Here is a 23,708-nt window from a genome sequence, read left to right as displayed (position 1 = left end):
GCCATGCAGTGATAAGGCCCGCCATCCAAACGGCGGGCCTTTTATTTTCTCAGCAAATGAGCGAGCACCACCGGGGTTATCAGCGTCGTCAGCATGATCATGAGGACGATCACCGAGAACTCGTGATCGTCGACTACACCGAGTTGTTTACCGACGACAGCGAAAATGAGCCCCACTTCACCGCGCGGCGCCATGCCCCAGCCGACAACCCACTTATTAACCTTACCGGCAACTAAACCCGATACGAGCTTGCCGACAAAGGCGATCACGGTAACCGCTAGCGCGATCCAAAGCGTATGGAGATCGGCCAGTGTGCGTAGATCGACTTGCATGCCGGTATAGACAAAAAACAACGGTATAAATAGATGACCGACGGGCGCAGTCAGTGACAACAAGTGATGCTTGGCGTGGTTATCAAGGACCGCCGCTACTCGTTGGCGCACACTCGGCTCGGCATCGGTAAGCGCTCGGCGAACATCGGGGATCACCTCAAGCCCGTCGTAATCTTTGAAAATAACTTCATCTAATACTAAGCCGGCAGCGAACGCGCCTACGATCGGTGCAAGGCCGATGAGCTGGGCCAAGTAAGCAAGCACGAAGCAGAAGGCGATGGCGATCGTGAATTTCATGCCACTGCCAGTCGTAATGCGAGCAAACCAACGGCTAATGATCGGCGCCGATAGTTGACCGACGATTAATGCGGCACCAAGGAACAGCAGCGCTTTCGCCGTAATCCAGGCAATTGTGCCAACACCGACGGTGCCGGTGGTGGCGATGGCCGAGACGACCGCGAGCAAAATAAGGCCGATCACATCGTCGATCACTGCCGCCCCGAGCACGATCTGCGCTTCTGCGGTTTGCAGGGCACCCCTATCTTTGAACACGCGCGCGGTGATGCCGACGCTGGTAGCGGTGAGGGTGGCGCCCAAGAAGAGGTATACGTTCGGATTCATCCCGGGAAACAACAGCGGTCCGGCTAGCAGGCCTAGCGCCAACGGCACGGCGACACCGACGCAGGCCACCAAGAACGCGCGCCAGCCGACGCGACGCATTGCACCGACCTCCGATTCGAGGCCGATTTGGAACAGCAGGATCACGACGCCAAGCTCTGCCAGGAAACCGATCAGCGCGTCGTGTTTAATAGGCTCGAATGCGCCGATGCCGACGAGTCCCAGATTGCCGAGCGCGATGCCGATCAGCAGTTCGCCCAATACCGCCGGTTGGCCCAGTTTTTCGACCAAACTTGAGCACTTAGCGAGTAGCAGCAACACCGCTAGCCATAGCAGCACGAGCGTGGTCTCGCCGCCGCCGGCAGCCCAGGCGTATATCGGTGTGGCGCCTAACATTGCCGCCGACATCCAGATTCGATTCTGTATCGTATGCATAATGCAAAATCATAGGGAAAAAGCTGACCCCTGACGAGCAAATGCCGGTGAAAGGTTGGATCATCGGCGGCGACTAAGCTGTCTAACTATCGAATGGAGCGTGCCATGCTGATAAAAGTGAAAACCGGCAGCGAGTTGCCGAACTCGGCGATTACCGACAAACATCTGTACTTGTCGCGGCGAAGTTTTTTGGCAGCGGCGGCAGCGCTGTACGCCGGTGTTGCCGTTGCTGGTGACAAGCTCGCTGGCGCCCGCAAAAGCCGGCTATCGACCGAGGAGTTACCGACCTCGTTGCAAGACATCACGCATTACAACAATTTCTACGAGTTCGGCTCCGATAAAAAAGATCCGGCGAAAAACGCCCAGCAATTTCGCACGCGTCCGTGGCACATTGCCATCGACGGTGAAGTGAAGAAGCCGGCGGTATACACGCTCGATGACTTCATCAAGCCACATGCCTTAGAAGAACGTGTTTATCGGCTGCGCTGTGTCGAGGCTTGGTCGATGGTGGTCCCGTGGATTGGCTTTTCATTAGCCGATGTCATAAAGCGTGTCGAGCCGACATCACGCGCGAAGTATGTCGAACTCACTACGCTGCACGATCCGACGCAAATGCCCGGGCAACGACCCGGCTTGTTCGGTACCGGGCTCGATTGGCCATACGTCGAAGGTTTGCGCATGGATGAGGCGATGCATCCACTGACGATGCTCGCGGTCGGACTCTACGGCGAAGTGTTGCCCAATCAAAACGGTGCACCGATCCGTTTGGTCGTTCCGTGGAAGTACGGCTTCAAGAGCATTAAGTCGATCGTCAAGATTCGCTTTGTCGAACAGCAGCCGATGACGACATGGATGAAGGCAGGGCCGCGCGAGTATGGCTTTTACTCGAACGTTAATCCGGCGGTCGATCATCCGCGCTGGAGTCAGCGGTACGAAACGCGTGTCGGCGAGGCGTCGTTGCTGGATCGATTGAGTGGTAAAGGCAAGCGACCGACACTGCCGTTCAATGGCTACGCCGATCAGGTGGCGTCGCTCTACACCGGCATGGATTTGAAGAAGAATTTCTAGCATGTCTGATCGCGCCGTTATCATTGCCAAGCCGTTCGTGTTTATCGCCGCGCTGGTTCCGCTCGCGCTGTTGATCGTCGACGTTGCCAACGACGCGCTTGGGGCGAACCCGATCGAGACGCTCAATCGTTATACCGGCGAATGGACGTTACGGTTTTTGCTGATCACACTCGCACTGACGCCGCTACGCCAACTCACCGGTTGGTATTTCGTCATTCGCTTTCGGCGCATGCTGGGATTGTTTGCATTCTTTTATGTGTGTCTGCATTTCCTGTCGTGGATATGGGTCGATAAAGGATTCGACGTCGTCGAGATCGTTAACGATGTCTACAAACGGCCGTTCATTACGGTTGGTTTCATATGCTTGCTGCTGTTGCTACCGCTGGCGTTCACCTCGACCGCCGGCATGGTGCGGCGATTGGGCGGCAAGCGTTGGCGGGCGCTACATCGTTTGGTTTACCTCATCGGTATCGGCGGCATCATTCACTTTCTGTGGATGACGAAATCCGATTTTGCTCGGCCGCTGATTTATGCAACGATCCTGGCGCTGCTCCTTGGGTATCGTGTTTGGGTGCGTTGGCGCTTGCAATTCCCACGGAGAGTACAAGCCTAAACGTCACTCATTTCTTTTCACGCCCCTATTTTGAAAGTAAAAAAGGGTAAACCCTGATTGTCCCGTCAAGGTTGACCACGCTACGTTTGCGCCCCACTACGGCGGATGACCGCTTTGTTGCGTTGATATAACAAATTCGGGGACTGGTACAACAACTAATGGCCATCAATTGCGGAATGTCTCGTCACACACGCTATCTCGCGATCTCTGTAGTTGTTTCCGTGATCTCACTGCTCACCGCTTGCGGTGGCGGCGGTGGTGGTGACGGTGGTGGCGGGGGAGGGGGCCAGACGAATCCGCCACCGACCGCGAGCGCTGATTCTTACTTAGTCGATCGCGGCGGCGCACTTACTATTAGCGCACCTGGTGTACTGACAAACGATACGGGTGCTGGGCTGTCGGCGGTGTTGGTGCATGCGGCCAGTCACGGCACGTTAACACTCAATGCCAACGGTTCTTTTAACTACACGCATGACGGCAGCGCGTCGGCCGATAGTTTTACGTACAAGGCGCAAAATACCAACGGCGCGTCGGCCGAGACTACGGTTACGATCGGTTTCGATCTGCCGCCGGTAGCGAGTAACGCGTGCCAGTCGATCATCGACAATCAGAACGAAGTTGTCGGCAACTTGACCGTCAGCGCCGGCAATAATTTGACCTATTCCATCGTCGGCCAACCGGCCAACGGCACGGTGCAAACCACGCCCGCCGGTGTCTTTATGTACCAGCCCAAGGCGAACGCCACCGGTCTACGCGGGATGGATAAGTTTACGTTCGAAGCGCGTGATGCACGTGGGCGTAGCTCGACCGGGACAATTACGATTCTTAATAAGGGCGAGTGGCGCATTATGCCGCTCGGTGATTCGATTACCGCAGGAAAAATGGCGAATGATTTGCCTACTATCGGCACGCGTATCGGCTATCGACGGAAGCTCTACCGGGATATGCATGCCTTGAGTAGTACCGTGGTTTTTGTCGGCAGCAAAGTTGACGGCGAGGTCACCGATGCCGATTACGAATTTTACAAAAATCACCAGGGTATTGACGGTGGATGTGCCAAAGCTCCGTGCTTCATCGACGGGAAGTCTATGGATACGATAGATGTAAATATTATTAACTGGCTCAGCGCTACGCCGGCCGATGTCATTTTGCTTCACATCGGTACCAATGATCTCGGTAACCTTGATGCGACCGGCGTTGCCGGGCGAGTTGACGGTGTAAGAGTCGCTTTAGATAAGATTGATGAGTGGCAAAAAGCAAATCACCCGATGACGGTGTTTCTCGCCAGAATTATTGGTGATGTGCCGGGCTTTTCATCGGACCGGCCGGTTGCTGATTTCAATAACCAAGTCGCCGCGATGGTGGCTAACCGCGGATCTAAAGGCCCTAGTGTCTTGTTGGTCGATATGTATGCGGGTGCCGGTATCAATTATGGCTCCGGCACACCCCCCACTGGCGACATGTCCGACAATTATCACCCGAATGAAGTTGGCTACGAAAAAATGGCCAACAAATGGAAAGCGGATTTAACCAATACGAGCAACGTCGGCCCGAAATATCTCGGGTTGCCGACCTGCCCTTAAGACGACGTCTATGACGCGCGCGATAACTTGGAGGAGTACTTATGGCGTTTGAACTTCTCGATCGTTCTATTCATTTGCCGACAACGACGGCACAGCTGACGCAACGTACCGGTAGCACGCACGATGACTGGCTGATGACTGATGCCGAACGCGGTACATTGCAAACGCTCGTGCGCAATCTCAAACCGCAATGCGCCATCGAGGTCGGCGTTTATCGCGCCGGCAGTTTGGCTATTCTCTCCGCCAACGCTGCTAAGGTATATGCGCTCGACATCGATCCTTCGTGCGCCGAGCGTTATGCGCCGCAATTTCCTAACGTCGAGTTCGTCATCGGCGACTCCGGTGTGGAACTACCGGCGTTGCTCGATCGTCTTCAAACCACCGGTGCGCCGCTCGATTTCATCTTGATCGACGCCGATCACAGCGAAGATGGTGTCCGGCGCGATATCGAAAGCGTTTTACGGTATCGACCCAAGCGCCCGCTTTACGTCGTGATGCACGACAGTTTCAATCCGGGCTGCCGACGCGGTATGAAGCGAGCGAAATGGGCGGCGAATCCGCACGTGCACCATGTCGAGCTTGATTTCGTTCCCGGCCGTTTCGTCACGCGCGAGAAGCCGGGTCAGTTTCGGCAAATGTGGTGTGGCTTGGCACTCGCTATTTTGTTACCGGAAGAACGGCGCGGCGAATTAACGTTGCACGAGAACGAGGGGTTGTTGTTCCAATCGACGCTGCGTCAGTCGGCCTATCGATACCACAAATGGTGGAACCCGATGTATATGCGCAAGCAGTTTCGGCCGACGGTGGCGCGGATGTTGAAAGAGCATGCGCCGGGACTGTACGGTTCTTTAAAGCGGCGCATGGCGGGAACGGCGACGGGCACCAGCTAGTTGTCGTAACCCGGCCCTTTCACCGCAGAAGGGGCCGGTTCCAGAGGTTCAGCCGTCTATACTCCTCCAGTAGACTGCAACGGTCTGTTGGGTCTCACAACAATAGGAGGCGCGATGGTCGGCTTGATCGTTCTTGTTGTTATTGCGGCGCTGCTTTTCTTTGTCATCAGTCTGTTCAATCGTCTCGTTACGCTGCGCAATCGTGTTAAGAACGCCTTCGCCCAGATCGATGTGCAGCTAACGCGCCGGTACGATTTGATCCCCAATCTAGTCGAGACCGCCAAGGGTTACATGAAGCACGAGCGGCAAACGCTCGAGGCGGTCATTGCCGCCAGGAATTCGGCGGTGGCGGCGTTGAAGACGGCAGTGGCGGATCCGACCAGTAGCGATGCAGTCAAGCAATTGAGCGGTGCCGAAGGGGCATTGACCGGGGTGCTCGGGCGGTTGATGGCGGTGGCCGAGGCGTATCCGGACCTCAAGGCCAATCAGAACATGATGCAGTTGTCGGAAGAGTTGACCAGCACCGAGAACCGCGTTGCCTTCGCGCGGCAGGCGTATAACGATTCGGTGATGGAATACAACAACGCGCGCGAGATGTTTCCCAGTTCAGTGATTGCCAACACCTTTCAATTCACGCCGGCGACGATGCTCGAGATCGAAGACGTCGCCAAGCGCGCGGTGCCGAAAGTGGCGTTTTAACGAGACGGCGGTTGCTACGGGCACATGCCCATGAATTTTTTCGAGCAGCAGCAGCACGCCCGTCACCGCACGACGATTTTTCTTTTGTTATTCGTGCTCGCAGCGACGGCGGTTGTCATCGCCGCTGACGTGGCGATTCTCTTCACGCTCTACATTTGGGACGACACGCAATCCGTTCCAAAAATCGTCATGCCTTTCGGCGCCTGGGTGCGCGACCATCCGCGGACATTGCTCTGGACGACATTCGCGGTGGGTAGTTTCGTCGCCGGTGCGGTGGTTTGGCGCATGGCGGCATTAACGAGCGGTGGCGGTGGGGTCGCGCGCAGTTTGGGGGGGACGCTGGTCGACCCATCGACGCATGAGCCGTCGTATCAGCTGTTGCTGAACGTCGTCGAGGAGATGGCGCTAGCCGCCGGCCTGCCGGTGCCGCAGATTTACGTCCTCGAACAGGAAGATGGGATCAACGCTTTCGCCGCCGGCTTTCGCCCGACCGACGCTGCCATCGCCGTCACCCGCGGCGCGTTGGTACGGCTGAACCGAGACGAGTTGCAGGGCGTCATCGGTCATGAGTTCAGCCATATCCTCAATGGCGATACGCGTCTCAATACCCAACTCATCGGCGTGTTATATGGAATCATGGTCATCGGTCTAGTCGGCCGGTTTATTCTCCGCGGGGCCAGTGAGTCCAGCGACGTTCGGTTTGGGGTAGTGGCGCTGGCGCCGGGCATCGCGCTTACTGTGATCGGTTATCTCGGCCTTTTTTTGGGGCGCCTGATTCAGACGGCGGTATCGCGTTCGCGCGAATGGTTAGCCGATGCTTCGGCGGTGCAATTTACCCGCCATCCAGATGGTTTAGCGGGAGCGTTGAAGAAAATTGCGGCAACACCGTTTCAGGGCACTTTACGGCATGCCAATGTCGACGAAGTCGGTCACATGTTGATCGCCGACGGCCGCAAAATGTTCGACCAATTCTTCGCCACGCATCCGCCGTTGCTGAGCCGCATCAAGGCGATCGATCGGCATTTCGATCCCGCCGAAATCGGGCGCATCAAATTGTCGCCGGTGGTAATAGAGGCGCCGCGCGCGGCATTGTTGGTGGTGCCACCGATCACATCGATCCTGTCGCCGGCGTCGGTCATCGCCAGCATGGGCCATCCGACGGAAGCGCAGTGGCAGGCGGCCATGCAAAACCAAGCAGCGATACCGGAGTCCCTGCGTCGCGCCGCGCATTCGCAAGCGTATGCGCCGAGCCTGGCGTTGGCATTGGCGCTGAACCGAGAGGCCGGCGAGCGCGCGCGAGAAATCGCGCGGCTGCGGCAGCAACTGCCGGACGCGTTGCGTCCGCATCTGGAAGCGGTCGTCGCCATGACCGACGCCTGCCCACCGCAGTCGCGATTGTTATTGCTCGAGCTTGTCTTTCCGACATTGCGGCAACGCTCACGTGCCGAGTTGCAAACCCTGATCGCGGCGATCGACGAGATCAGTCGCATGGATGGGCGCTTCGATTTTCTCGATTACGCCTTTGTACGGCTGATGCGGTTGCAATTGCTGGAAGCCGCAACGCCGCCGTCAGCTAGTATGGGTGCATTGTTAAAACTAAAGGCCGTGCGCAATGAGGTTGGTATTTTGTTTGCCCTGGTCGCGCGCGCCGGCAGCACCGACAAATTTACGGCACATCGTGCCTACGACGCTGGCATCGGGCCGCTGTTTGGGGCGGATGTCCCGGTATACGATCCGCCGGATCCTTGGGTTGCGCCGCTCGATCGCGCGTTAACGCGGCTAGATGCAGTAACACCACTTTCCAAGCAGGCGCTGATAGAAGCGCTGGTGGCGACGATTCTGCATGATCGGCAGATCAGTTTGGGTGAGGTGGAATTGCTGCGGGTGATCTGTGCGAGCTTGCATTGTCCGTTGCCGCCGTTGTCGGTGATGGATAATGCGGGGGGTGGCGGTGCCAAGCCGATGGTCAGTAGCGGAGGGATTTAGCGCGGGTCGAGTGGTTTTTCTCTTGCTGCTGTCCGGCGTCCCAACCTGTCGAAATTCTTCAGACATATCAGATCACGTCTCCCTCTCCCCTTGCGGGAGAGGGAACAAGGGAGAGGGGGAGGCAAATGGATCTGTATTAATCCCCCTCTCCCCCGGCCCCTCTCCCGCAAGGGGAGAGGCTTACGGCCGACGTTCGCGTCGTAGATTTTTCTCCAGCCGCAACGCATCCGTCCCGTCCTCATAAAACCCCGGAAGCCGCTGCCGCCGCTGATAGCCAAGCTTGCGATAGAGTGCGATCGCCGCGCGATTGTCCAGGCGCACTTCGAGATACAGTCGCTCACGCCCGCGTCGGCGCGCCGATTTCTCCGCCAGCGCCAACAACGTCTGGGCGATGCCGCGGCCACGGGCGGCGGGGGCGACAACTAGCGAGTAGATACGCGCGCGCTTCGAGTCGGCGCGATACAGCACGGCGATGTTGGCAACCAGGTGGTCGCCGAGGACGCCGATCCAGACGTCGGCGTGGGCGCGCAGGAGCAGGTGTTGGAAGCTGCGGCGACTGAGGCGGTCGGTGGGAAAGACGCGCTCCAACTCCAGGAGCGCGTCGATATCGCTGAGCCGAGCGCGGCGCAGCGTAAACCTCGGCATGCTCAGCTCGCCGGATTGTGCCGCAGCATGACCTTCTCGCCGAACAGCGCCGGGCGGTAGCTCATCTTTACCCGCCGCAGGTTTTCGAGGCCAAGGTCGTCGCCGACGTTGATGTAGGTACAGCTGCGGAAGGTCTTGGCGTATTCGCGGAACAGGTACTGCGCCGATCCCGGGATGGCGAAGTTGGTCTTCTCGACCAGAACATTGCCGACGTCGGGCGTGATGTGGTCGCCGAAGGTGAAGCCTTCGAGCTTGCCGCTGATGATGAGGCAGAGGCCGGAAAGCTTGAGGGTGTCGTAGTGCTCTAACGCGCGCTCGATAGCGCGGCGCTCTTGCTCGACCGTATAGAAGAAGTCGGCGATGGCGTCGGCGCTCAAGTATTTGAGCCGGTTGCGCAGCCAGGTATCGATCAGCCCGCGGATACCGTCCCAATGCTGCGGTCCCAAGATCTCCATATGGTGGTCTGGGTAGGTGCGACGGAATTGGTTGATTTCGCTGCGCTTGGTCTTGTAGGCATTGCCCTTTAGCTCGATCAAGTCTTCGGTCCGGTAGATGTAGTCCGGCAAGCTGCGCTCGATCAACCAGCGCTCGCTGTCGAGCTGTTGAGTAAATTCGGGATAGACGAACTCAACCAGGCTTAAGTATGGGCTCGGGTTGTAGTGGTCCATGATCTCGAAGCAGGCCGACAGCGCCGCCGCCTGACGGTCTGGCGCGCCGAGGGGCGGCAACAACAGGGTCAGGCACTGTCCGTTCAGGCTGAACAGGCAGAAGCAATCTTCGATGATCTGGTAGAAGCCGCTTTTCTGCGACAGCCAAATGATGTTGTTGGCGAAGGTGTAATCGGAGAGCGGGGCAGCGACCGACCGGGCGTAGCGGTCGAACGTCGGTTTGGCTTCGATAGTGAAAGGGTAGAGCTTGTGTCCTTCGATGGACAAATAGTGACGCGGAAACGTCGGCGCCAGCAGTTCCGCTGTCGGCGCGGCTGGGGTTGGGGCACGCTCAATTCGGGCAAGCGTGCCCACGCTAGTTTGCGGAGGTTCTTCGGTTTGGCTGAGCATCAGGGACTCCTTGTAGGGTGCTCTGGGTTGACGTCCGCCCACGCGCCGCCGCCGGCGGTTGCCGTCGCTGACATCGGGGAGGACAAATTGGGTCGAGGGTTCACGCGGACGCTGGCGATCCTGGCGTAGGCGCAGCGGTAACGGCCGGTAAACCGCTAAGGTTTTGCAAAGGGAAAAGAAGGGCTGGCAGCTTATCGCTACCGAGGACGGGACTGCAGTCGATGAAGGCTAACACGGATGCTTATGTTGATCGGCTTTATAGCAGATGAAAATGAGGTCGACAACGTAGAAATGAAATTTGTCGGCGAGTCGTCGTCACCTGACGTTGATGATGTCGCGCCGACTTGAAAGTTGGTCATCGTGGGAGCATTGAGCGAACCAGGGAGAGCGATCAACGTTCGTCTCGTTTAACAAGGCATCCTGCTGTTCCCGGGAACGGGGAGGGTAAGGGAGTCTGCAAGAGCATCGGCGCGGGGCAGGTTATCGCGCCCGGGTCGATCATGCCTCTGTACTAACCCTCTCTTTTCAAAGGAAGGCGAATCGAGAGACGGAGTTACACTACAAACGTTTTTCACGAGGCATAACGAAGTATGGAAATTCACGGAACAACCATTTTGTCGGTCCGTCGAAACGGACGAGTAGTGATCGGCGGTGATGGCCAAGTGTCGCTCGGCAATACCGTCATGAAAGCGAATGCGCGCAAGGTTCGGCGTTTATACAAGGATCAAGTATTGGCCGGCTTCGCCGGTGGCACGGCCGACGCGTTCACGTTGTTCGAGCGATTCGAAGCCAAGCTGGAAAAACATCAGGGTCATCTGGCGCGGTCGGCGGTCGAGCTGGCGAAGGATTGGCGTACCGACCGGCTGTTGCGGCGGCTGGAGGCGATGTTGATCGTCGCCGACCGCACCGCGTCGCTCATCATTTCCGGGCAGGGTGACGTGGTCGAGCCTGAGGCCGGCCTGCTCGCCATCGGCTCCGGCGGACCGTACGCCCAAGCCGCCGCCCGTGCCTTGCTCGAACACAGCGAGCTCGATGCCCGCGCCATTGTCGAGCACGCGCTCGGCATTGCCGCCGACATTTGCATCTATACCAACCGCAACCTGACGATCGAGGAGTTAACAATTTAGTATGAGTGAGATGACCCCCCGCGAGATCGTCCAAGAGCTCGACAAGCACATCATCGGTCAGGCCGCCGCCAAGCGCGCGGTTTCCATCGCCCTGCGTAACCGCTGGCGGCGCATGCAGGTGACCGACGAGGAGCTACGCAACGAGATCACCCCGAAAAATATTCTGATGATCGGCCCGACCGGCGTCGGCAAGACTGAAATCGCCCGCCGGTTGGCGCGGTTGGCGAACGCGCCGTTCATTAAGGTCGAGGCCACCAAGTTCACCGAGGTCGGCTATGTCGGCCGCGACGTCGATTCCATTATTCGCGATTTGGTCGAGGCCGCGGTCAAGCTGATCCGGGTCTCCGACATGGAGAAGGTGCGTACCCGCGCCGAGGACGCTGCTGAGGATCGGATCCTCGACATCCTTGTGCCGCCGTCACGCGAAATGGGTTTTGCCGCCGGCGAGGCGCGTGCCACCGACGACGGTCCGGCACGGCAGCGTTTTCGTAAGAAGCTGCGCGAGGGCGAGATCGACGAGCAGGAGATCGAAGTCGAGGTCAGCACGCCCGGCATGGGTGTCGAGATCTTCGCACCGCCCGGCATGGAAGAGATGACCAGCCAGCTGCAAAGCATGTTCCAGAACTTAGGCGGCCGCCGTACGCGCCCGCGCAAGGTGAAGGTCAAGGATGCCAAGAAGCTGTTGACCGAGGAAGAAGCGGCGCGTTTGCTCAATGAAGACGATATCAAGCTGCGGGCGGTGCAGCGTGTTGAGCAGCATGGCATCGTCTTTATCGACGAAATCGACAAGATTGCCGGCCGCTCGGAAACGCAGGGCCCGGATGTCTCGCGCGAAGGCGTGCAACGCGATCTGCTGCCACTGGTGGAGGGCAGCACGGTATCGACCAAGTACGGCATGGTTCGTACCGATCACATCTTGTTCATCGCCTCCGGCGCGTTCCACATGGCGAAGCCGTCGGATTTGATTCCCGAGTTGCAGGGCCGTCTGCCGATCCGCGTCGAGTTGACGGCGCTCAACGCCGAAGACTTCGTCCGCATTCTGACCGAGCCCGATGCGGCGTTAACGGAGCAATACTCGGCGTTGCTTGCTACCGAAGGGCTCAAACTCGAGTTCACGCCCGACGGCGTGCGCCGCATCGCCGAAGTGGCGTTCGAGGTGAACGAGCGTACCGAGAACATCGGCGCGCGTCGGTTGCATACGGTGATGGAGCGGTTGCTGGAGACGATTTCGTTCGAGGCGGCTGATCGTAGTGGTCAGTCCATGGCGATCGACTCGGCTTACGTCAATCAGCACCTCGCGAGCTTGGTGAAGAACGAAGATTTAGCGCGGTACATCTTGTAGAAATAAGCGCCGGCGGCCGCCCACCGCGACGGGTTAACCGCAGATCCGTTGCGCCCTGTTCCGCCGGCAGGCGCGCACCTATTTATTTCTTACAAAGCACCCACTCGCCGATCGATCGGCGAGTGGGATGTAAAAATTAAGAAAAGGGGGTAGCGAGATGAAACCCGCCCGGTGACATCGGCTGACGAGGGCTGGCCGGTAATGACGAAGGCGCAGGATCATAGAAAATTTTGCACCGGCATCGATTGTTCACCACCCATCTAGGTAATCGAACCGTCAATCCGTTACCCCCTGTTCGAGCGGCACGCGAGTTTCTACCTTCGGCCCAGCGCGTATCGCAATACGACGGCTGAACCGTCCAGCGACCGCACATAACAATAAGTCACCTGGGAGGTGTTCGGTATGGAATCGATCAAGGTTTGTTTCGTCCTCGTCGTTTTTGCATCGTTGCTGTCGTTGGGCGGCTGTGGCGGCGGCGACAGCACCGGCGAACCGATCGTCAGTGACCCGCCGAACGTTGACTACCCGCTCAACGTCACGGTCAACGGCGCGGGTGCGGTAACCAGCACACCCGGAGGAATCAATTGCGGCACGAGTTGCAGCAGTTCGTATGCAGCGGGAAGCGCGATCACCCTGACAGCGACGCCAAGCTCAGGCTACCTCTTCGGCGGCTGGAGCGGTGCCTGCTTGGGCACCGGCAACTGCAGCCTGTCGATGAATGCGGCTAAAACCGTCACGGCGACGTTCGTCAACGCGAGCACCGGCGCTACCATCACCATCACCCCGAGCGACGAGACCACTGGGGTCGTGACTGATTCGAGAGGTATCACCACCAACAATCTGATCAAGAAGATCGAGGCCGCGAACCCGGGTGATACCGTCCTGATCTCGCCAGGCACATATCACTCACGGTTACATCTGACGAAGAATGGCACCGCTGGCTACCCGATCTTCATCAAGGCGCTGGATCCGTCGAATCGGCCGGTGTTCGACTACACCGGTAAGAACGTCAGCGACTGGCCCGGCAGCGAAGGTCCTGCCTCCTACAATAGCAATTCGGCACGCGCGGCGTGGTTGATCGGTTCGTGCGGTGTCTATAACCCTATCAACGGTCAGTGTCAGTGGGTCGGTGGCACGTATTACACGATCGATGGCATCGTGATTCAAGGTGCGCGCCATGATGCAGTCGACAGCACCGGTGGCATTCGCTACGGCGGTGCAGATCACCTCACGGTCCGCCATTGCCGCTTCTACGACAACAGCATGGGCATTATGGGCGGCGGTACCTGGACCTTAATTGAATACACGGAGTTCGACAGCAACGGGGTGCAGGGTACGGATCAATCGCACAATCTGTACATATTCGGTGGCGATAACTTCACGTTGCAGTATTCCTATTCGCACGATTCCGTCGGGGGGCAGAACTTTCATATCCGCGCGCGCAACGCCACCGTGGCGTACAGCTGGTTCGAGAATGCGGGGGATTATGAGGGTGACATGATGACCGATAGCGCGGCCTACGATCCGAACTACGACGGCACGCAGGCGCTGCTGTTCATCGGTAACGTGGTTATCCAGAATCCGAATCCCGGGAATCAGACGAAGCTGATCACGATGTATAACGACACCGGTGCCACCATCAACATGTCGATGACGGTGCTGTGGAATACGTTTATCTTCAAAGACGCCGGCAGTAACGGCGGTAACGGCTCGGGCGTGATTCAACTCGGCAACGCCTCGATGGTGAGTTCGACCCTCACGTTCTCCAACAACGTCGTGGGCGGGGTCAATTATCGCAAGGCGTACGTAGTAAGTGCGCCGGGGACGGCGAACTACACCGTCACGGGGTCAAATAACTTCATGCTGACCGGATCCACGGTCGGTGTGCTGACCGGCACCGTGTTTGCCGCGAACGCGATGTTCACCAGCCCCGCGACCGGCGATTACACGTTGGCCGCCGGCAGCGCCGCACGCGACGCCGCGAATACCTCGGTTACGCCGCAACCGACCGCTCAATACCGTGCCACCGTCGGCGTTTCCGCGCGTACGGCGGTGACGGATATGGGGGCGGTGCAGCACTGATGATCTCGGTGGACGTCAACGGCTAACGCAGACTGGAGCGACGTTCGAGAAAAGGCCGCTGTTGCGGCCTTTTCCGTCTTACGTTGAGTCGTGCGTAGCGCGTTCGGCTCGCTTCCCTCTCCCGCGTAGGCGGGAGAGGGAAGCGTAGGGTCAAGAAGCGTAGGGTCAGGTCTTGCAATGAAATATCTCCCTTGCTAGCACTACAGCACCGTGAGTCGGGCCGTAGGGCCGTGGGCAAGGCGGTGTTTTATTGCAAGACCTGACCCTGCTTGCGGCGCAGATTTTGCTATGACAACCCTCAGGGTCAGACGGCAATTTCTCCACGCCTAAACATCTGTGGTGTAATCTTCGAGCGAGACGACACAAAGAGTGCGTCGGCGCCGAGCTAAGCGCGCCGGAGTCAGGCAAGTCCCCTTTAGCGGCGCTTGGGTCGTTGTTGTGTCGCCATGTTTCTTTCTTCCGATATCAATGCCGCCCAGTTTGTACGACTCTTTTCTTTAAGTAACTCTTCGAGTGTGTAACGTTTCTTTGCTTCGTTGTTCGCGCTTTTGTCCGTATTCTTCGAGTCACTCATTTTGATTTCCCCTTTTTGGTTGTTGCGAGACGAAATTCAGCGAGTTCTTCGTCGGTTAGCAACGCCACATCAGGATCTTTGTCCGCTTGTTCGGCAATTTGTTTTTCCGAGGTATTTTGTACCCGGCGGCTATCCGTGCGACTTTTCATCTTTTTTATTTCATCGAGCGTGTAAGTGACGATATGTTCTTTGCGTTTGGTCATGACACATCTCCTACCATGAATGTATAACTATCGTACTGCGCGCGTTCTTTTGCACTCGCCTTTCGCATCGAGATAATTCGGATGACTTCTTGATCCCCGTCGCGGATTCTCTCGGTGTAGACGACCAGATAAATATTGAAGTTGACTTGGCCTATCGTTTGCATCCGTGTTTCGTCGTAATCAACTCGGCTGTCTTCCCGCTCCTGTCGCCGTGGATCCAGCCATACTAATGCCGCATCTCTAAAGTCTATGTTCCGTTCCCGGAGAGTTTTTTCGCGTTTGTCCTCATCCCATTCAAACAGCATGCCTGCTTCCTCCCTTTTTTTAGTCCAATCGACGGATTGAACGTCGGAAGCGAGGATATCGCCGACTCAACAAACACGCTAGGGGAAGGTTGCTAAGAGAAAATCCGCACAAAAAATCGGGGCCAGGTTGGAATGGCTCTTAACTTAAGGGAACCTCTAAAAATCCCCCCCATGGGTCAAGCGAATTAGGGGTCAAGCGAATTAGGGGTCAAGCGAATTAGGGGTCAAGCGAATTAGGGGTCAAGCGAATTAGGGGTCAAGCGAATTAGGGGTCAAGCGAATTAGGGGTCAAGCGAATTAGGGGTCAGGTCTTGCAATGAAACATCTCCCTTGCTAGCACTACAGCACCGTGAGTCGGGCTGAGGGCAAGGCGGTGTTTCATTGCAAGACCTGACCCTGCTTGCGTGTGCGTGTGACTGCTTGCGTGTGACCCTGCTTGCGGGGTTAAGTTATCTTAGCGGCGATGACTCTTAACCGTTATTCGCTTGGATGAGAAGCCGTCGACGGTTAAGGTGCGTGTATTGCGCCTCGCAAAAAGCGGCGAAGAATGTCCTGCTTTATTAGAAAACAGGCGCAGCACAAATTTGGCGGAAGGCTCGACTTAACTACGTGGTCGCGTCGGATTCGATGTCTATTGAGCTCGGCATCGGCATAGTGGGGAACGATGTTGTTCCTTCGAACGGAAAAATAAACGTCGACGTTAACGGCGATGGTTCGCCCGACCAATTCACACAGTGTTCAACGACGGAAGGGGTTTCATTCAACTTGTGGGCGAAGTCGGCTTACGAAGGTAAACCGCTGTGGTCAGGTTATTACTACATCGGTTATGACACCGAAGCGAATTGTCCGTGAAAGACAACTCCCCGCCAGCCGAGCGGAGGAGGTTCGAGTCTCGGTTACTCCAACGATTGCCAATCGAAGTATCCGATCATCATTTCATCGGTGGTTTGCTCGCCGAACGGAACGTTGCGCGTCGGATCCGGGTTCGCCGGGTTGTCGGGGCTGTTGTCGAACCAGCCGGTCGCAGTCAGCTTCGCACCCGCCGGCACGTCGATCGGCGTGCGCGGAACGTAGCGCAGTTGCCAGTTGAAATCGTAGCGCGGGATATCCAGCAAGATTTGTTCTTTACCCTCCGGATAGACGATCTGGTACCGGAACGCTTTTCCGCGGACGTGCATATGCGGCAGGAAGCTCAGGATGCGCCCGCGCGTTTTGAATTCGTAAACGCCGCTGACCGGGTAGTTAGGATTCCCCGCCGGGATCAAAAATTCGGCATTGACCGCCGATGCGGCGTGTACTTCGACGTCGGGTTGGCCGGCGACGAATTTCAAGCCGAGGCTCAGCTGATCGGCGCCGCCGACACCGTTCGGCGTGTAGTGAATTTGAAATAGCAGCTCGGTGCCTTTGGGCAATCGTTTAGCAACGCCCAGTGGAAAAATAACGGTGCTTTGGCCGGGCACACGCGCTGCGAAATAGCCGGTTCGCCCACCCATGTCCGGAAGCTTGTGCGAGTGGTCCTGGCTGTGAGGGTTGAAGCCATCGTTAATGAAGACGAGCACATGGTGCACCACTTCCGGCCGGGTATGGCGGATCTCGAGCGCGCTTACCCACTTGTCCTCGGTGAGTCGAGTCTTCACCGTGACGTACTGATAGGGCACGACGCCTTCCGTCGGCACATCGAACGACGGTGGTGTGAGCACCAGGTCCGGCTCGCCGATCGTCCAGCCCGTCGGCCAGTGATGCGGTAGTGGCGCGTCGGCCGGATCGCCCTTGGGCATACCCGCTTGGATCCAGCCGAGCAGCGCCGCGCGGTCACGTGCGGTCAGGCTACGATCGTTCTGCCATTCGCCGTGGGTCGAGCTGGCGAACCATGGCGGCATGATTTTATTTTCGACGGCGTACTTGATCATCGGCGCGTGCCCTTTGACGTCGTCGTACGTCATCAGCTCGAACGGGCCGGCCTCGCCTTGGCGATGACACGCTTGGCAATTCGTCTGTAACAACCGCGAGATACGATTGTGAAACGTCACATGGGTCTCAGGCGCGGTCGACGGCTCGAGACCGATAGCGCAACCCGGTGCGGACAAGGCGGGGATGGCGACGCTTTCGTCGTCGACCACGGCATCGAGCGCGTCGTGTAAATAGCGATAACGCGGTTGCGCGAGCGCGTAGCCGAGACCGTATTGATCGCTGATCGGCCCCCGGTAAACGAGCGTGCGTGCCCGATCGAGCACGAACACGTCGGTCGAGCTCTGCGCGTCGAGTGCTTGCGCTATGCCATGTTTCAGGTCCGGTAGATAGCGCGCCGTCAGGCCCAGTGCTTTCGTTGTTTGTCGCAGGTGCTCCAGTGTTTCGAGCTTGTTGGTGTTGACCAGTAGAAACGCCACCCCGCGCGGACCGTATTCCCGTTCTAGTGCCGTTAGCGCCGGCGCAAATTTGCGACCCACCGGACAGTCGACTAGGTTCATGGCGATGACCAGCGCCTTCGCTGTGTGGTAGTCCGAGAGCCGGCCCTTTTTTCCATCAAGATCGATGAAGTTGATATCGGCGACACGCTCGCCAACACGGAACGCCGCAGCGCGGATCGGTTGCGGGCCGAGCTTGGCGAGGTTCGGACCCTCAGCAGGTACCGTGGGGCTCGGTTTTTGGCCGGCCATCACGATGAACAGAACAATAAAGAGGATCGCTAACGATCCTATCGCCAAGAGGATTGGCCTAACGATGCGCACTCCCTTCATAGATGAGTAGAACGTCCGGATCTTAATGTATGGATTTTAGCTATCGTGCAACGGCTAGCCGTAAGCCGCAACTAAACGTTAGTACCATTGGGTTCGTTGACGGCGGCATTGACCGAGACCGCTTGTCCTGTAAGCGGTCGCCACCATCGGTTCGCGCTGGTTCGGCACAGCGGCCGTTCTTACTCTCTCGCTAACAATAAATAACTAAGGGAGATCGGACGATGGATTTGTTCGTGCCGCGTATTTCGTTTCGTGCTGTGTGCTTGCTGATGTCGGTGTTGCTCGTCGGTTGTGGCGGCGATGACGGCAGCAGCTCCAATCTATCCGATCCGCGCTACACGCTAACTGTATCCACTAACGGTGGCACGGTAGTATCCACGCCCAGCGGTCTCGATTGCAATTCCGAGTGCAGCGCCTCGTTCGCCGCCGGTACCTCCGTCACCCTCAACGCTTCGGTTGTCAGCATCGGCACGGTGCAATTCAGTTGGACCGGCGATTGTGCCGGTGCCGGCGCATCGTGCACCATGACGATGGATGCAGCTAAGAGCGTGGCGCTGCACATTGCTGTGGTCGATCCGGTCGCTTCGAATGGTGGGCCGCAACTCTTGTTTAGCGATCTCGTATCCGGTCCCGCTATCGGTAATTCGGAAAGGATGCCGTTCGCCGCGTAGCCATTACGCGGCCGCAGTTGTATGCAGAGACCGCAAGTGGCGTGACACATCCAGCGTGGAGCGCTCATGCATTAGATGAATCGGGTCATGAGTTGGCAATGGTCAGCGAAGCGCTAACGCGAAGCTTTTCTACTGTGCCAGCGCAAACGTATCCACTCGCGGCAGTCGGATTTCAAGGCATCAGTGGCGTTCGTTTCGATTCCGACTTTCGGCTTAACGGGGTGCCGTTCGCGGCTTTTTCATCGGTATTAATCGAACGTATTTCCATTACGCCATTCGCCGAGCGCTAACTCGCAAAAATGACGAAGATGGTGAAGGGGTCCTTCTGCCGGGAGTTCTGGCTTGGTCGTTCGCGGCATTTCGAACGCCAAGGATTCTTGGGGGATGGGTGGAAGCAGAAGGCTGTACTAGGGGTCCGGGGAGTAGCGGTCCAATGAATCGACACACGAATGGGTTAACGATCCTACCCGTCGCCGACGCGATCCTTGATTAATCAGCACAAGAGATCACGGCGCTGCTCGTCGCCCCTCGCCGATAAACCGAAGTCGTCGATTTATGTTGAGATCAACTATTTCTGTGTAATGCTCGTCGGAGTGCGTGGTTGTCGCACTCAAAACGCACGAACCATTTCAAGCGGTAAAAATAACGAACGGTGTTCCGCATCGAGCACGATAAATCCGTGATGCTTATAAAACGCCATCGCTTCCTCATCTTTCGCATCGACGAGCAGAGCGTACGCCGCGATGTCAGCGCGTGCCGTCCGTGCCAGCGCATCGGCCAACAACGCTGCACCCAATCCCTGGCCTCGATGTTGCTGGTCGACCGCCAACCGGCCCATGCGCGCCACCGGCACGGTGGGGTAACGGGGTAACTTGCGTTGGAGCTTCGGCGGCAAGTCCGTCAACAGCACGTCGGCAGCAGCCAACGTGTAATAACCGACCACACCGTTATCAGGCGCCAACGCCACAAAGCACGCCGTGTAATGGCGACGTATGTCCTGCGTGACCTGCTCATGAAAATAACGATCGAGTGGGGTACTGCCGCTGTTGAACACCTTCCGGTCGTGCGCCGTGTCGAGGGCGGCAATCCGATACCGCGTTGCCGTCATTCCGAAAGCAGTCGCCGACGGTGTGCGAACGCGCGCTTGAGCGCGGCATTGGGGGCAGGCGGAGAGAGCAAGGCACGGACGAAGTTCGCCTGATTTTCCCGCGAGATCCGCACGATACTCTCCGCCTCGATCGCGCGTACGGCCGCCTCTCGCATGGCGTCGGTTACGAAATCGCTAACCGTACGGCCCTGCAACTGCGCCGCGCGCTTGATCAAATCGCGCAACTCATCGCTGATTCGCGCCTCAAGGCGCGCGCTGGCACGGGAGTTTGTTGACGCGGTCATTTTGGAATCTCGGAAGATTTCATTATCGATAATGAAATATGTACGGCAAAATGCCGTACATGTCAAGTTGGGCATTTTAAACCGTCGTGGCTGGCCCCCAACGACCGCTATTATGCCAAGCCCCTGATTTGGCACACCTTGAACGCGCAAGACCTGTTTATGGTCAGCCGCCATAACAAGACCGTCAAAAAGAAAAAGATCGAGGTGCTGGCGAAAACCCGCACGCCCACGCTTTCCGTTGACGATTGGATCGTTGATATGGGCGGCAGCCAATACGGTACGGCGCCGGTGCGATTGCGCTGGACACATGCTTGGAATGGGGAGTTCGACATCATCCTTGTCACCAATGTGCTCGATCCCGCGGTGTTGTCGCCGCGACAGCTGCTGCAACTGTATCGACGCCACTGGAGCGTGGAGCGAATGTACTTGGCGATGAAGGACGTGCTGGAATTAAACCCTCTTTATAATTGTTCACCGGCGGCGGTCGGCCAGCAGGTCTATGCCACGGCGATTCTCTACAATACGCTCAGAGCCTCACAAGCCAAGATCGCGCAAACCGCCGGTATTGCCCCCGAGGCGCTCTCCGTCGATAAGCTCTTCCCCACCTTGACCACTATATCAAGGCGACGTATATCGCCGCCGGGGTCGAGGAGGCGATCGGGGAATTGCGCACGGCCGATCCCATCGATCCGAATTCAACATCGAAGCCTGCGGATTTGCATCCGCGATCATTTACTGGAAAAACGCAACGAGCAGCGACGTCGGCGACGCTTTTGCAAAGGCCGTGCACGGGCGACGTCCTACAATAAAATACCGGGAGCGAAGAAGCTGCTGAGGAATTAACTTAGCGGCGATGCAGCTAAGAGCGTGGCGCTGCACATTGCTGTGGTCGATCCGGCCGCTTCGAATGGTGGGCCGCAACTCTTGTTTAGCGATCTCGTATCCGGTCCCGCTATCGGTAATTCGGACACGACCCACGGCGCCGGCGGTGCCATTGTCACGGTTTGGGGTCGTGGCCTCGGCAGCGCCCAGGGTGCGTCCACCATCACGATCGGCGGCGTGACGGCGCCGGTCTACGAATGGAAAAACGCCGCTGGCCCGGCGGCTGATATGTACAGTCGCCACGGCATGCAAATGATCTCCTTCCTCTTACCGAGCACCGTGGCAGCGGGAACACAACGGATCCAAGCGAACATCGCTGGTGTGCTGACGAATACGTTGCCGTTTAGCGTGCGGGCGGCCGGCAATATTTATTACGTCAAAACCACCGGCGCCGATACTAACAACGGTTCCTGGAGCGCGCCCTGGCGCACCCTCCCGAAGGCGATCGACAGCATGGCGAGCGGCGATATTATTTATGTCGGTGACGGCGTTACTGCAACGACGACTCATGATATTGGCGCGCACGGTTGTATCAACCTGAACCGCGACGGCACCGCCGATCTGCCACGCGCACTCGTGGCCTATCCCGGCGCAACCGTCAATGTTGGTGGTGTTGGCGCGACTTGCACGGCGGCGTTCAGCAACTACATCCGCCGCGGCAACGTCGATGGCCGCACCGAATATTGGGTCGTGTCGAAATTGCGCGCACTCGGTGTCGGCGGTGATCAGTCGGCATTACAGGCGTACACCGGTTATCGCTTAGTCGCTAATTACGTCTCCATGCCGCGACCGGACGACAACTGTCAAAGCGGCGCCATGACCGGCGAAGGTAACGATCTTGCGATTCTTGGCAATCAAATCACTAACACCGCGCGCGATAACCCGACCACGGTCAGCAAGTTGTGTCATTCGATGTATATCTCCGGCAAGCGCTCGTCGTCGCAGTTCGGTGATACCTGTGGCGGTATCCGTTGTCCGACGGAATCCAATCGTGAGATCGGCTGGAATTTACTGAACGATAACTACAACAACCGCGGCATCAACCTTTATAGTGAACAGGATCGCGCCGCGTTCATCGAGAACCACAAGGTCCACGATAATTACATCATCAATCATCGCGGCAACGGCATGTTGATCGGTTACTACGTTACCGGCGAGAACTGGTTCTATAACAATGTCCTGATCAACACCGGCCTTGGGCCGGAGTGGGCTGGTGGCGAAATCTCCGGTCACTACGCGATTCAGATCAACGGCGGTCACGAGTCAGGCCGGCCGACCACGCTGCATATTTGGAACAACACTATTTACGGCGGTGGCTATCCGGCAAACACGAGTTCAGCGGCGCTGACGTGGTTCAAGTGGGCCGATCTATCCGGCATTAGTGTCAATCTCGATTTCCGCAATAACGTCATCGTCAGTCCTAATGTGCCATACATGAACGCCGACGCCAGCCTGCCGGCGGTGGCGGCGCCTAACTTGTGGTTCGGTCAAAGCGCTGTGCCGGCATGGAATCCGGCCGGCATTGCTGGCGATCCGCTGTTCGCGAATCCCGCTGCCGGTAACGTACGGCTACTGGTAGGTAGTCCGGCAATTGATCGCGGTATTGCGACCCCGCTCACCTCGGATTTCGACGGTATATTCCGTCCGCAAGGCGCTGCGTTCGATCTCGGCGCGTTCGAATACCGCTAAGCAAACCGTCAACCGGCCATCAATTTTTGATGGCTGGTTGAGGCTCTTGAAATGATTTCCTCTATCCCCATTTTATTTCCCGTCGGCGGAGCAGCAGGGCCCGCAAGACGGGTAAAGCCCGCGGTCCAGTTGCTTCATGTCATTCATTCGAATCTGGATAGGAGGTATTGCTATGAACCGGCTAGTAACGGGTATTGAAGGCGCGCCGCTCGCGCGTTGGGGTTTCTTGGGCGATGACTTTGATCGCGTGTTCGAAGGATTCTTTCGGCCGATGCGCTCGGTCGAAGAAGCGACCAGCGAAAGTATTACGCCTGCCATGGATATCATCGAGCGCCAGAACGACTATGTCGTCCGTGCCGATTTGCCCGGCGTGCGCAAAGAAGCCATCAACATCACGCTTGAGAATGGTCTGTTGACCCTCACCGCCGAGCGCAAGCTCGACGAGACTCGTAAGGAAAGTGAGCAGGCGTTGCGTCTTGAGCGTCGCTACGGTCGCTTTGCCCGCAGTCTGCGGCTCGGTACACAGATCGACGAGACCGGCGTGAAGGCGAATTACCATGAGGGTGTGCTCGAGCTGGTGTTGCCGAAAGCCGAGCAAGCAAAGCCGCGTAAGATCTCGGTGGACGTCAACGGCTAAACGCCGTACGTTCAACCGATGTTCGAGAAAGGGCCGCGTATGCGGCCTTTTCTTTTGCTGGCGCTGCGTCGACGCGCACGCACATTAAGCACCGGCCAAGGCCGTCTCGCCTTTGCCGGCCGAATCAGGTAATTTTGTA

Annotated in this window: 24 protein-coding genes; 15 read left to right on the top strand and 9 right to left on the bottom strand. The window is 57.6% G+C overall.

The annotated features are described in order from the left end of the window. Window positions 1-41: 41 nt before the first annotated feature. Window positions 42-1,346: a cation:proton antiporter gene (locus HY308_15740; GenBank protein MBI3899728.1), complete on the bottom strand. Its 1,305-nt coding sequence runs from the start codon at window positions 1,344-1,346 to the stop codon at window positions 42-44. A gap of 144 nt (window positions 1,347-1,490) precedes the next feature. On the opposite strand from HY308_15740, the gene msrP reads away from it, so the two are divergent. The 6 genes from msrP (at window position 1,491) to HY308_15710 (ending at window position 8,224) form a co-directional block, all read left to right on the top strand. Then, window positions 1,491-2,453 carry a protein-methionine-sulfoxide reductase catalytic subunit MsrP gene (gene msrP, locus HY308_15735; GenBank protein ID MBI3899727.1) on the top strand — a complete coding sequence of 321 codons (963 nt, stop codon included), beginning with the start codon at window positions 1,491-1,493 and terminating at the stop codon, window positions 2,451-2,453. Between the two features lies 1 nt (window position 2,454). Further along, window positions 2,455-3,066: a sulfoxide reductase heme-binding subunit YedZ gene (locus HY308_15730; protein MBI3899726.1), complete on the top strand. Its 612-nt coding sequence runs from the start codon at window positions 2,455-2,457 to the stop codon at window positions 3,064-3,066. Between the two features lie 221 nt (window positions 3,067-3,287). Then, window positions 3,288-4,649 (top strand): hypothetical protein, encoded by a 1,362-nt coding sequence (locus HY308_15725; protein MBI3899725.1) that lies wholly within the window; start codon window positions 3,288-3,290, stop codon window positions 4,647-4,649. A gap of 41 nt (window positions 4,650-4,690) precedes the next feature. Then, window positions 4,691-5,539: a class I SAM-dependent methyltransferase gene (locus tag HY308_15720; GenBank protein ID MBI3899724.1), complete on the top strand. Its 849-nt coding sequence runs from the start codon at window positions 4,691-4,693 to the stop codon at window positions 5,537-5,539. A 114-nt stretch (window positions 5,540-5,653) separates the two neighbouring features. After that, the gene (locus tag HY308_15715) at window positions 5,654-6,238 is read left to right on the top strand and encodes a LemA family protein (protein MBI3899723.1); all 585 of its coding nucleotides are present in this window, start codon (window positions 5,654-5,656) and stop codon (window positions 6,236-6,238) included. Between the two features lie 24 nt (window positions 6,239-6,262). Next, a complete protein-coding gene (locus HY308_15710; protein MBI3899722.1) occupies window positions 6,263-8,224 on the top strand; it encodes a M48 family metallopeptidase in 1,962 nt (653 codons plus the stop codon). 180 nt (window positions 8,225-8,404) lie between these two features. Here the strand turns inward: HY308_15710 and HY308_15705 are convergent, their stop codons facing one another. Continuing rightward, window positions 8,405-8,869, bottom strand: coding sequence for a GNAT family N-acetyltransferase (locus tag HY308_15705; GenBank protein MBI3899721.1), 465 nt, complete (start codon window positions 8,867-8,869; stop codon window positions 8,405-8,407). A gap of 2 nt (window positions 8,870-8,871) precedes the next feature. Continuing rightward, window positions 8,872-9,927: a DUF2156 domain-containing protein gene (locus tag HY308_15700; GenBank protein ID MBI3899720.1), complete on the bottom strand. Its 1,056-nt coding sequence runs from the start codon at window positions 9,925-9,927 to the stop codon at window positions 8,872-8,874. Window positions 9,928-10,517: 590 nt separating this feature from the next. Here HY308_15700 and hslV point away from each other — a divergent pair. The 3 genes from hslV (at window position 10,518) to HY308_15685 (ending at window position 14,478) form a co-directional block, all read left to right on the top strand. Then, window positions 10,518-11,054, top strand: a complete 537-nt coding sequence (gene hslV, locus HY308_15695) for an ATP-dependent protease subunit HslV (GenBank protein ID MBI3899719.1) — start codon at window positions 10,518-10,520, stop codon at window positions 11,052-11,054. Between the two features lies 1 nt (window position 11,055). Further along, a complete protein-coding gene (gene hslU, locus HY308_15690; GenBank protein MBI3899718.1) occupies window positions 11,056-12,396 on the top strand; it encodes an ATP-dependent protease ATPase subunit HslU in 1,341 nt (446 codons plus the stop codon). Window positions 12,397-12,798: 402 nt separating this feature from the next. Then, on the top strand, window positions 12,799-14,478 hold the full coding sequence (locus HY308_15685; GenBank protein MBI3899717.1) for a hypothetical protein: 1,680 nt from the start codon (window positions 12,799-12,801) through the stop codon (window positions 14,476-14,478). A gap of 415 nt (window positions 14,479-14,893) precedes the next feature. On the opposite strand, the gene HY308_15680 is transcribed toward HY308_15685, so the two are convergent. The 3 genes from HY308_15680 to HY308_15670 are packed head-to-tail and all read right to left on the bottom strand — an operon-like array spanning window position 14,894 to window position 15,560. After that, the gene (locus tag HY308_15680; GenBank protein ID MBI3899716.1) at window positions 14,894-15,052 is read right to left on the bottom strand and encodes a hypothetical protein; all 159 of its coding nucleotides are present in this window, start codon (window positions 15,050-15,052) and stop codon (window positions 14,894-14,896) included. After that, window positions 15,049-15,255, bottom strand: coding sequence for a hypothetical protein (locus tag HY308_15675; protein ID MBI3899715.1), 207 nt, complete (start codon window positions 15,253-15,255; stop codon window positions 15,049-15,051). The genes HY308_15680 and HY308_15675 overlap by 4 nt, the downstream gene beginning before the upstream one ends. After that, window positions 15,252-15,560: a BrnT family toxin gene (locus tag HY308_15670; GenBank protein ID MBI3899714.1), complete on the bottom strand. Its 309-nt coding sequence runs from the start codon at window positions 15,558-15,560 to the stop codon at window positions 15,252-15,254. Before HY308_15670 ends, HY308_15675 begins: the two co-directional genes overlap by 4 nt. 627 nt (window positions 15,561-16,187) lie before the next feature. On the opposite strand from HY308_15670, the gene HY308_15665 reads away from it, so the two are divergent. Further along, window positions 16,188-16,412 (top strand): hypothetical protein, encoded by a 225-nt coding sequence (locus HY308_15665; GenBank protein ID MBI3899713.1) that lies wholly within the window; start codon window positions 16,188-16,190, stop codon window positions 16,410-16,412. Between the two features lie 44 nt (window positions 16,413-16,456). Here HY308_15665 and HY308_15660 read toward each other — a convergent pair whose 3' ends face one another. Further along, on the bottom strand, window positions 16,457-18,265 hold the full coding sequence (locus HY308_15660; protein MBI3899712.1) for a redoxin domain-containing protein: 1,809 nt from the start codon (window positions 18,263-18,265) through the stop codon (window positions 16,457-16,459). A 254-nt stretch (window positions 18,266-18,519) separates the two neighbouring features. On the opposite strand from HY308_15660, the gene HY308_15655 reads away from it, so the two are divergent. Continuing rightward, on the top strand, window positions 18,520-18,969 hold the full coding sequence (locus tag HY308_15655; GenBank protein MBI3899711.1) for a hypothetical protein: 450 nt from the start codon (window positions 18,520-18,522) through the stop codon (window positions 18,967-18,969). A gap of 41 nt (window positions 18,970-19,010) precedes the next feature. Then, window positions 19,011-19,259: a hypothetical protein gene (locus HY308_15650; GenBank protein ID MBI3899710.1), complete on the top strand. Its 249-nt coding sequence runs from the start codon at window positions 19,011-19,013 to the stop codon at window positions 19,257-19,259. Between the two features lie 320 nt (window positions 19,260-19,579). Here the strand turns inward: HY308_15650 and HY308_15645 are convergent, their stop codons facing one another. Beyond that, the gene (locus tag HY308_15645; GenBank protein ID MBI3899709.1) at window positions 19,580-20,077 is read right to left on the bottom strand and encodes a GNAT family N-acetyltransferase; all 498 of its coding nucleotides are present in this window, start codon (window positions 20,075-20,077) and stop codon (window positions 19,580-19,582) included. Next, the gene (locus tag HY308_15640; protein MBI3899708.1) at window positions 20,074-20,361 is read right to left on the bottom strand and encodes a DUF1778 domain-containing protein; all 288 of its coding nucleotides are present in this window, start codon (window positions 20,359-20,361) and stop codon (window positions 20,074-20,076) included. Before HY308_15640 ends, HY308_15645 begins: the two co-directional genes overlap by 4 nt. A 138-nt stretch (window positions 20,362-20,499) precedes the next feature. Between HY308_15640 and HY308_15635 the strand changes: the two genes are divergently transcribed. From HY308_15635 to HY308_15625, 3 genes are all read left to right on the top strand, one after another. Next, window positions 20,500-21,204, top strand: coding sequence for a hypothetical protein (locus HY308_15635; GenBank protein ID MBI3899707.1), 705 nt, complete (start codon window positions 20,500-20,502; stop codon window positions 21,202-21,204). Between the two features lie 24 nt (window positions 21,205-21,228). After that, complete coding sequence (locus HY308_15630) at window positions 21,229-22,932, top strand: hypothetical protein (GenBank protein ID MBI3899706.1); 1,704 nt, start codon at window positions 21,229-21,231, stop codon at window positions 22,930-22,932. A 172-nt stretch (window positions 22,933-23,104) separates the two neighbouring features. Continuing rightward, a complete protein-coding gene (locus HY308_15625; GenBank protein ID MBI3899705.1) occupies window positions 23,105-23,569 on the top strand; it encodes an Hsp20/alpha crystallin family protein in 465 nt (154 codons plus the stop codon). Window positions 23,570-23,708: the final 139 nt, after the last annotated feature.

It is taken from the genome of Gammaproteobacteria bacterium, from assembly GCA_016199745.1.
GTDB lineage: Bacteria > Pseudomonadota > Gammaproteobacteria > Acidiferrobacterales > Sulfurifustaceae > JACQFZ01.
The sequence above is the reverse complement of the archived record's forward strand: the minus strand, read 5'-3'. Positions and strand labels throughout refer to the sequence as shown.

Bases quoted from the DNA above. Each gene is read 5' to 3' on its own strand.
- HY308_15740 (MBI3899728.1), bottom strand. From the start codon at position 1,346: ATGTTAGGCGCCACACCGATATACGCCTGGGCTGCCGGCGGCGGCGAG.
- msrP (MBI3899727.1), top strand. From the start codon at position 1,491: ATGCTGATAAAAGTGAAAACCGGCAGCGAGTTGCCGAACTCGGCGATT.
- HY308_15730 (MBI3899726.1), top strand. From the start codon at position 2,455: ATGTCTGATCGCGCCGTTATCATTGCCAAGCCGTTCGTGTTTATCGCC.
- HY308_15720 (MBI3899724.1), top strand. From the start codon at position 4,691: ATGGCGTTTGAACTTCTCGATCGTTCTATTCATTTGCCGACAACGACG.
- HY308_15715 (MBI3899723.1), top strand. From the start codon at position 5,654: ATGGTCGGCTTGATCGTTCTTGTTGTTATTGCGGCGCTGCTTTTCTTT.
- HY308_15710 (MBI3899722.1), top strand. From the start codon at position 6,263: ATGCCCATGAATTTTTTCGAGCAGCAGCAGCACGCCCGTCACCGCACG.
- HY308_15705 (MBI3899721.1), bottom strand. From the start codon at position 8,869: ATGCCGAGGTTTACGCTGCGCCGCGCTCGGCTCAGCGATATCGACGCG.
- HY308_15700 (MBI3899720.1), bottom strand. From the start codon at position 9,927: ATGCTCAGCCAAACCGAAGAACCTCCGCAAACTAGCGTGGGCACGCTT.
- hslV (MBI3899719.1), top strand. From the start codon at position 10,518: ATGGAAATTCACGGAACAACCATTTTGTCGGTCCGTCGAAACGGACGA.
- hslU (MBI3899718.1), top strand. From the start codon at position 11,056: ATGAGTGAGATGACCCCCCGCGAGATCGTCCAAGAGCTCGACAAGCAC.
- HY308_15685 (MBI3899717.1), top strand. From the start codon at position 12,799: ATGGAATCGATCAAGGTTTGTTTCGTCCTCGTCGTTTTTGCATCGTTG.
- HY308_15680 (MBI3899716.1), bottom strand. From the start codon at position 15,052: ATGAGTGACTCGAAGAATACGGACAAAAGCGCGAACAACGAAGCAAAG.
- HY308_15675 (MBI3899715.1), bottom strand. From the start codon at position 15,255: ATGACCAAACGCAAAGAACATATCGTCACTTACACGCTCGATGAAATA.
- HY308_15670 (MBI3899714.1), bottom strand. From the start codon at position 15,560: ATGCTGTTTGAATGGGATGAGGACAAACGCGAAAAAACTCTCCGGGAA.
- HY308_15665 (MBI3899713.1), top strand. From the start codon at position 16,188: ATGTCTATTGAGCTCGGCATCGGCATAGTGGGGAACGATGTTGTTCCT.
- HY308_15655 (MBI3899711.1), top strand. From the start codon at position 18,520: ATGGATTTGTTCGTGCCGCGTATTTCGTTTCGTGCTGTGTGCTTGCTG.
- HY308_15645 (MBI3899709.1), bottom strand. From the start codon at position 20,077: ATGACGGCAACGCGGTATCGGATTGCCGCCCTCGACACGGCGCACGAC.
- HY308_15640 (MBI3899708.1), bottom strand. From the start codon at position 20,361: ATGACCGCGTCAACAAACTCCCGTGCCAGCGCGCGCCTTGAGGCGCGA.
- HY308_15625 (MBI3899705.1), top strand. From the start codon at position 23,105: ATGAACCGGCTAGTAACGGGTATTGAAGGCGCGCCGCTCGCGCGTTGG.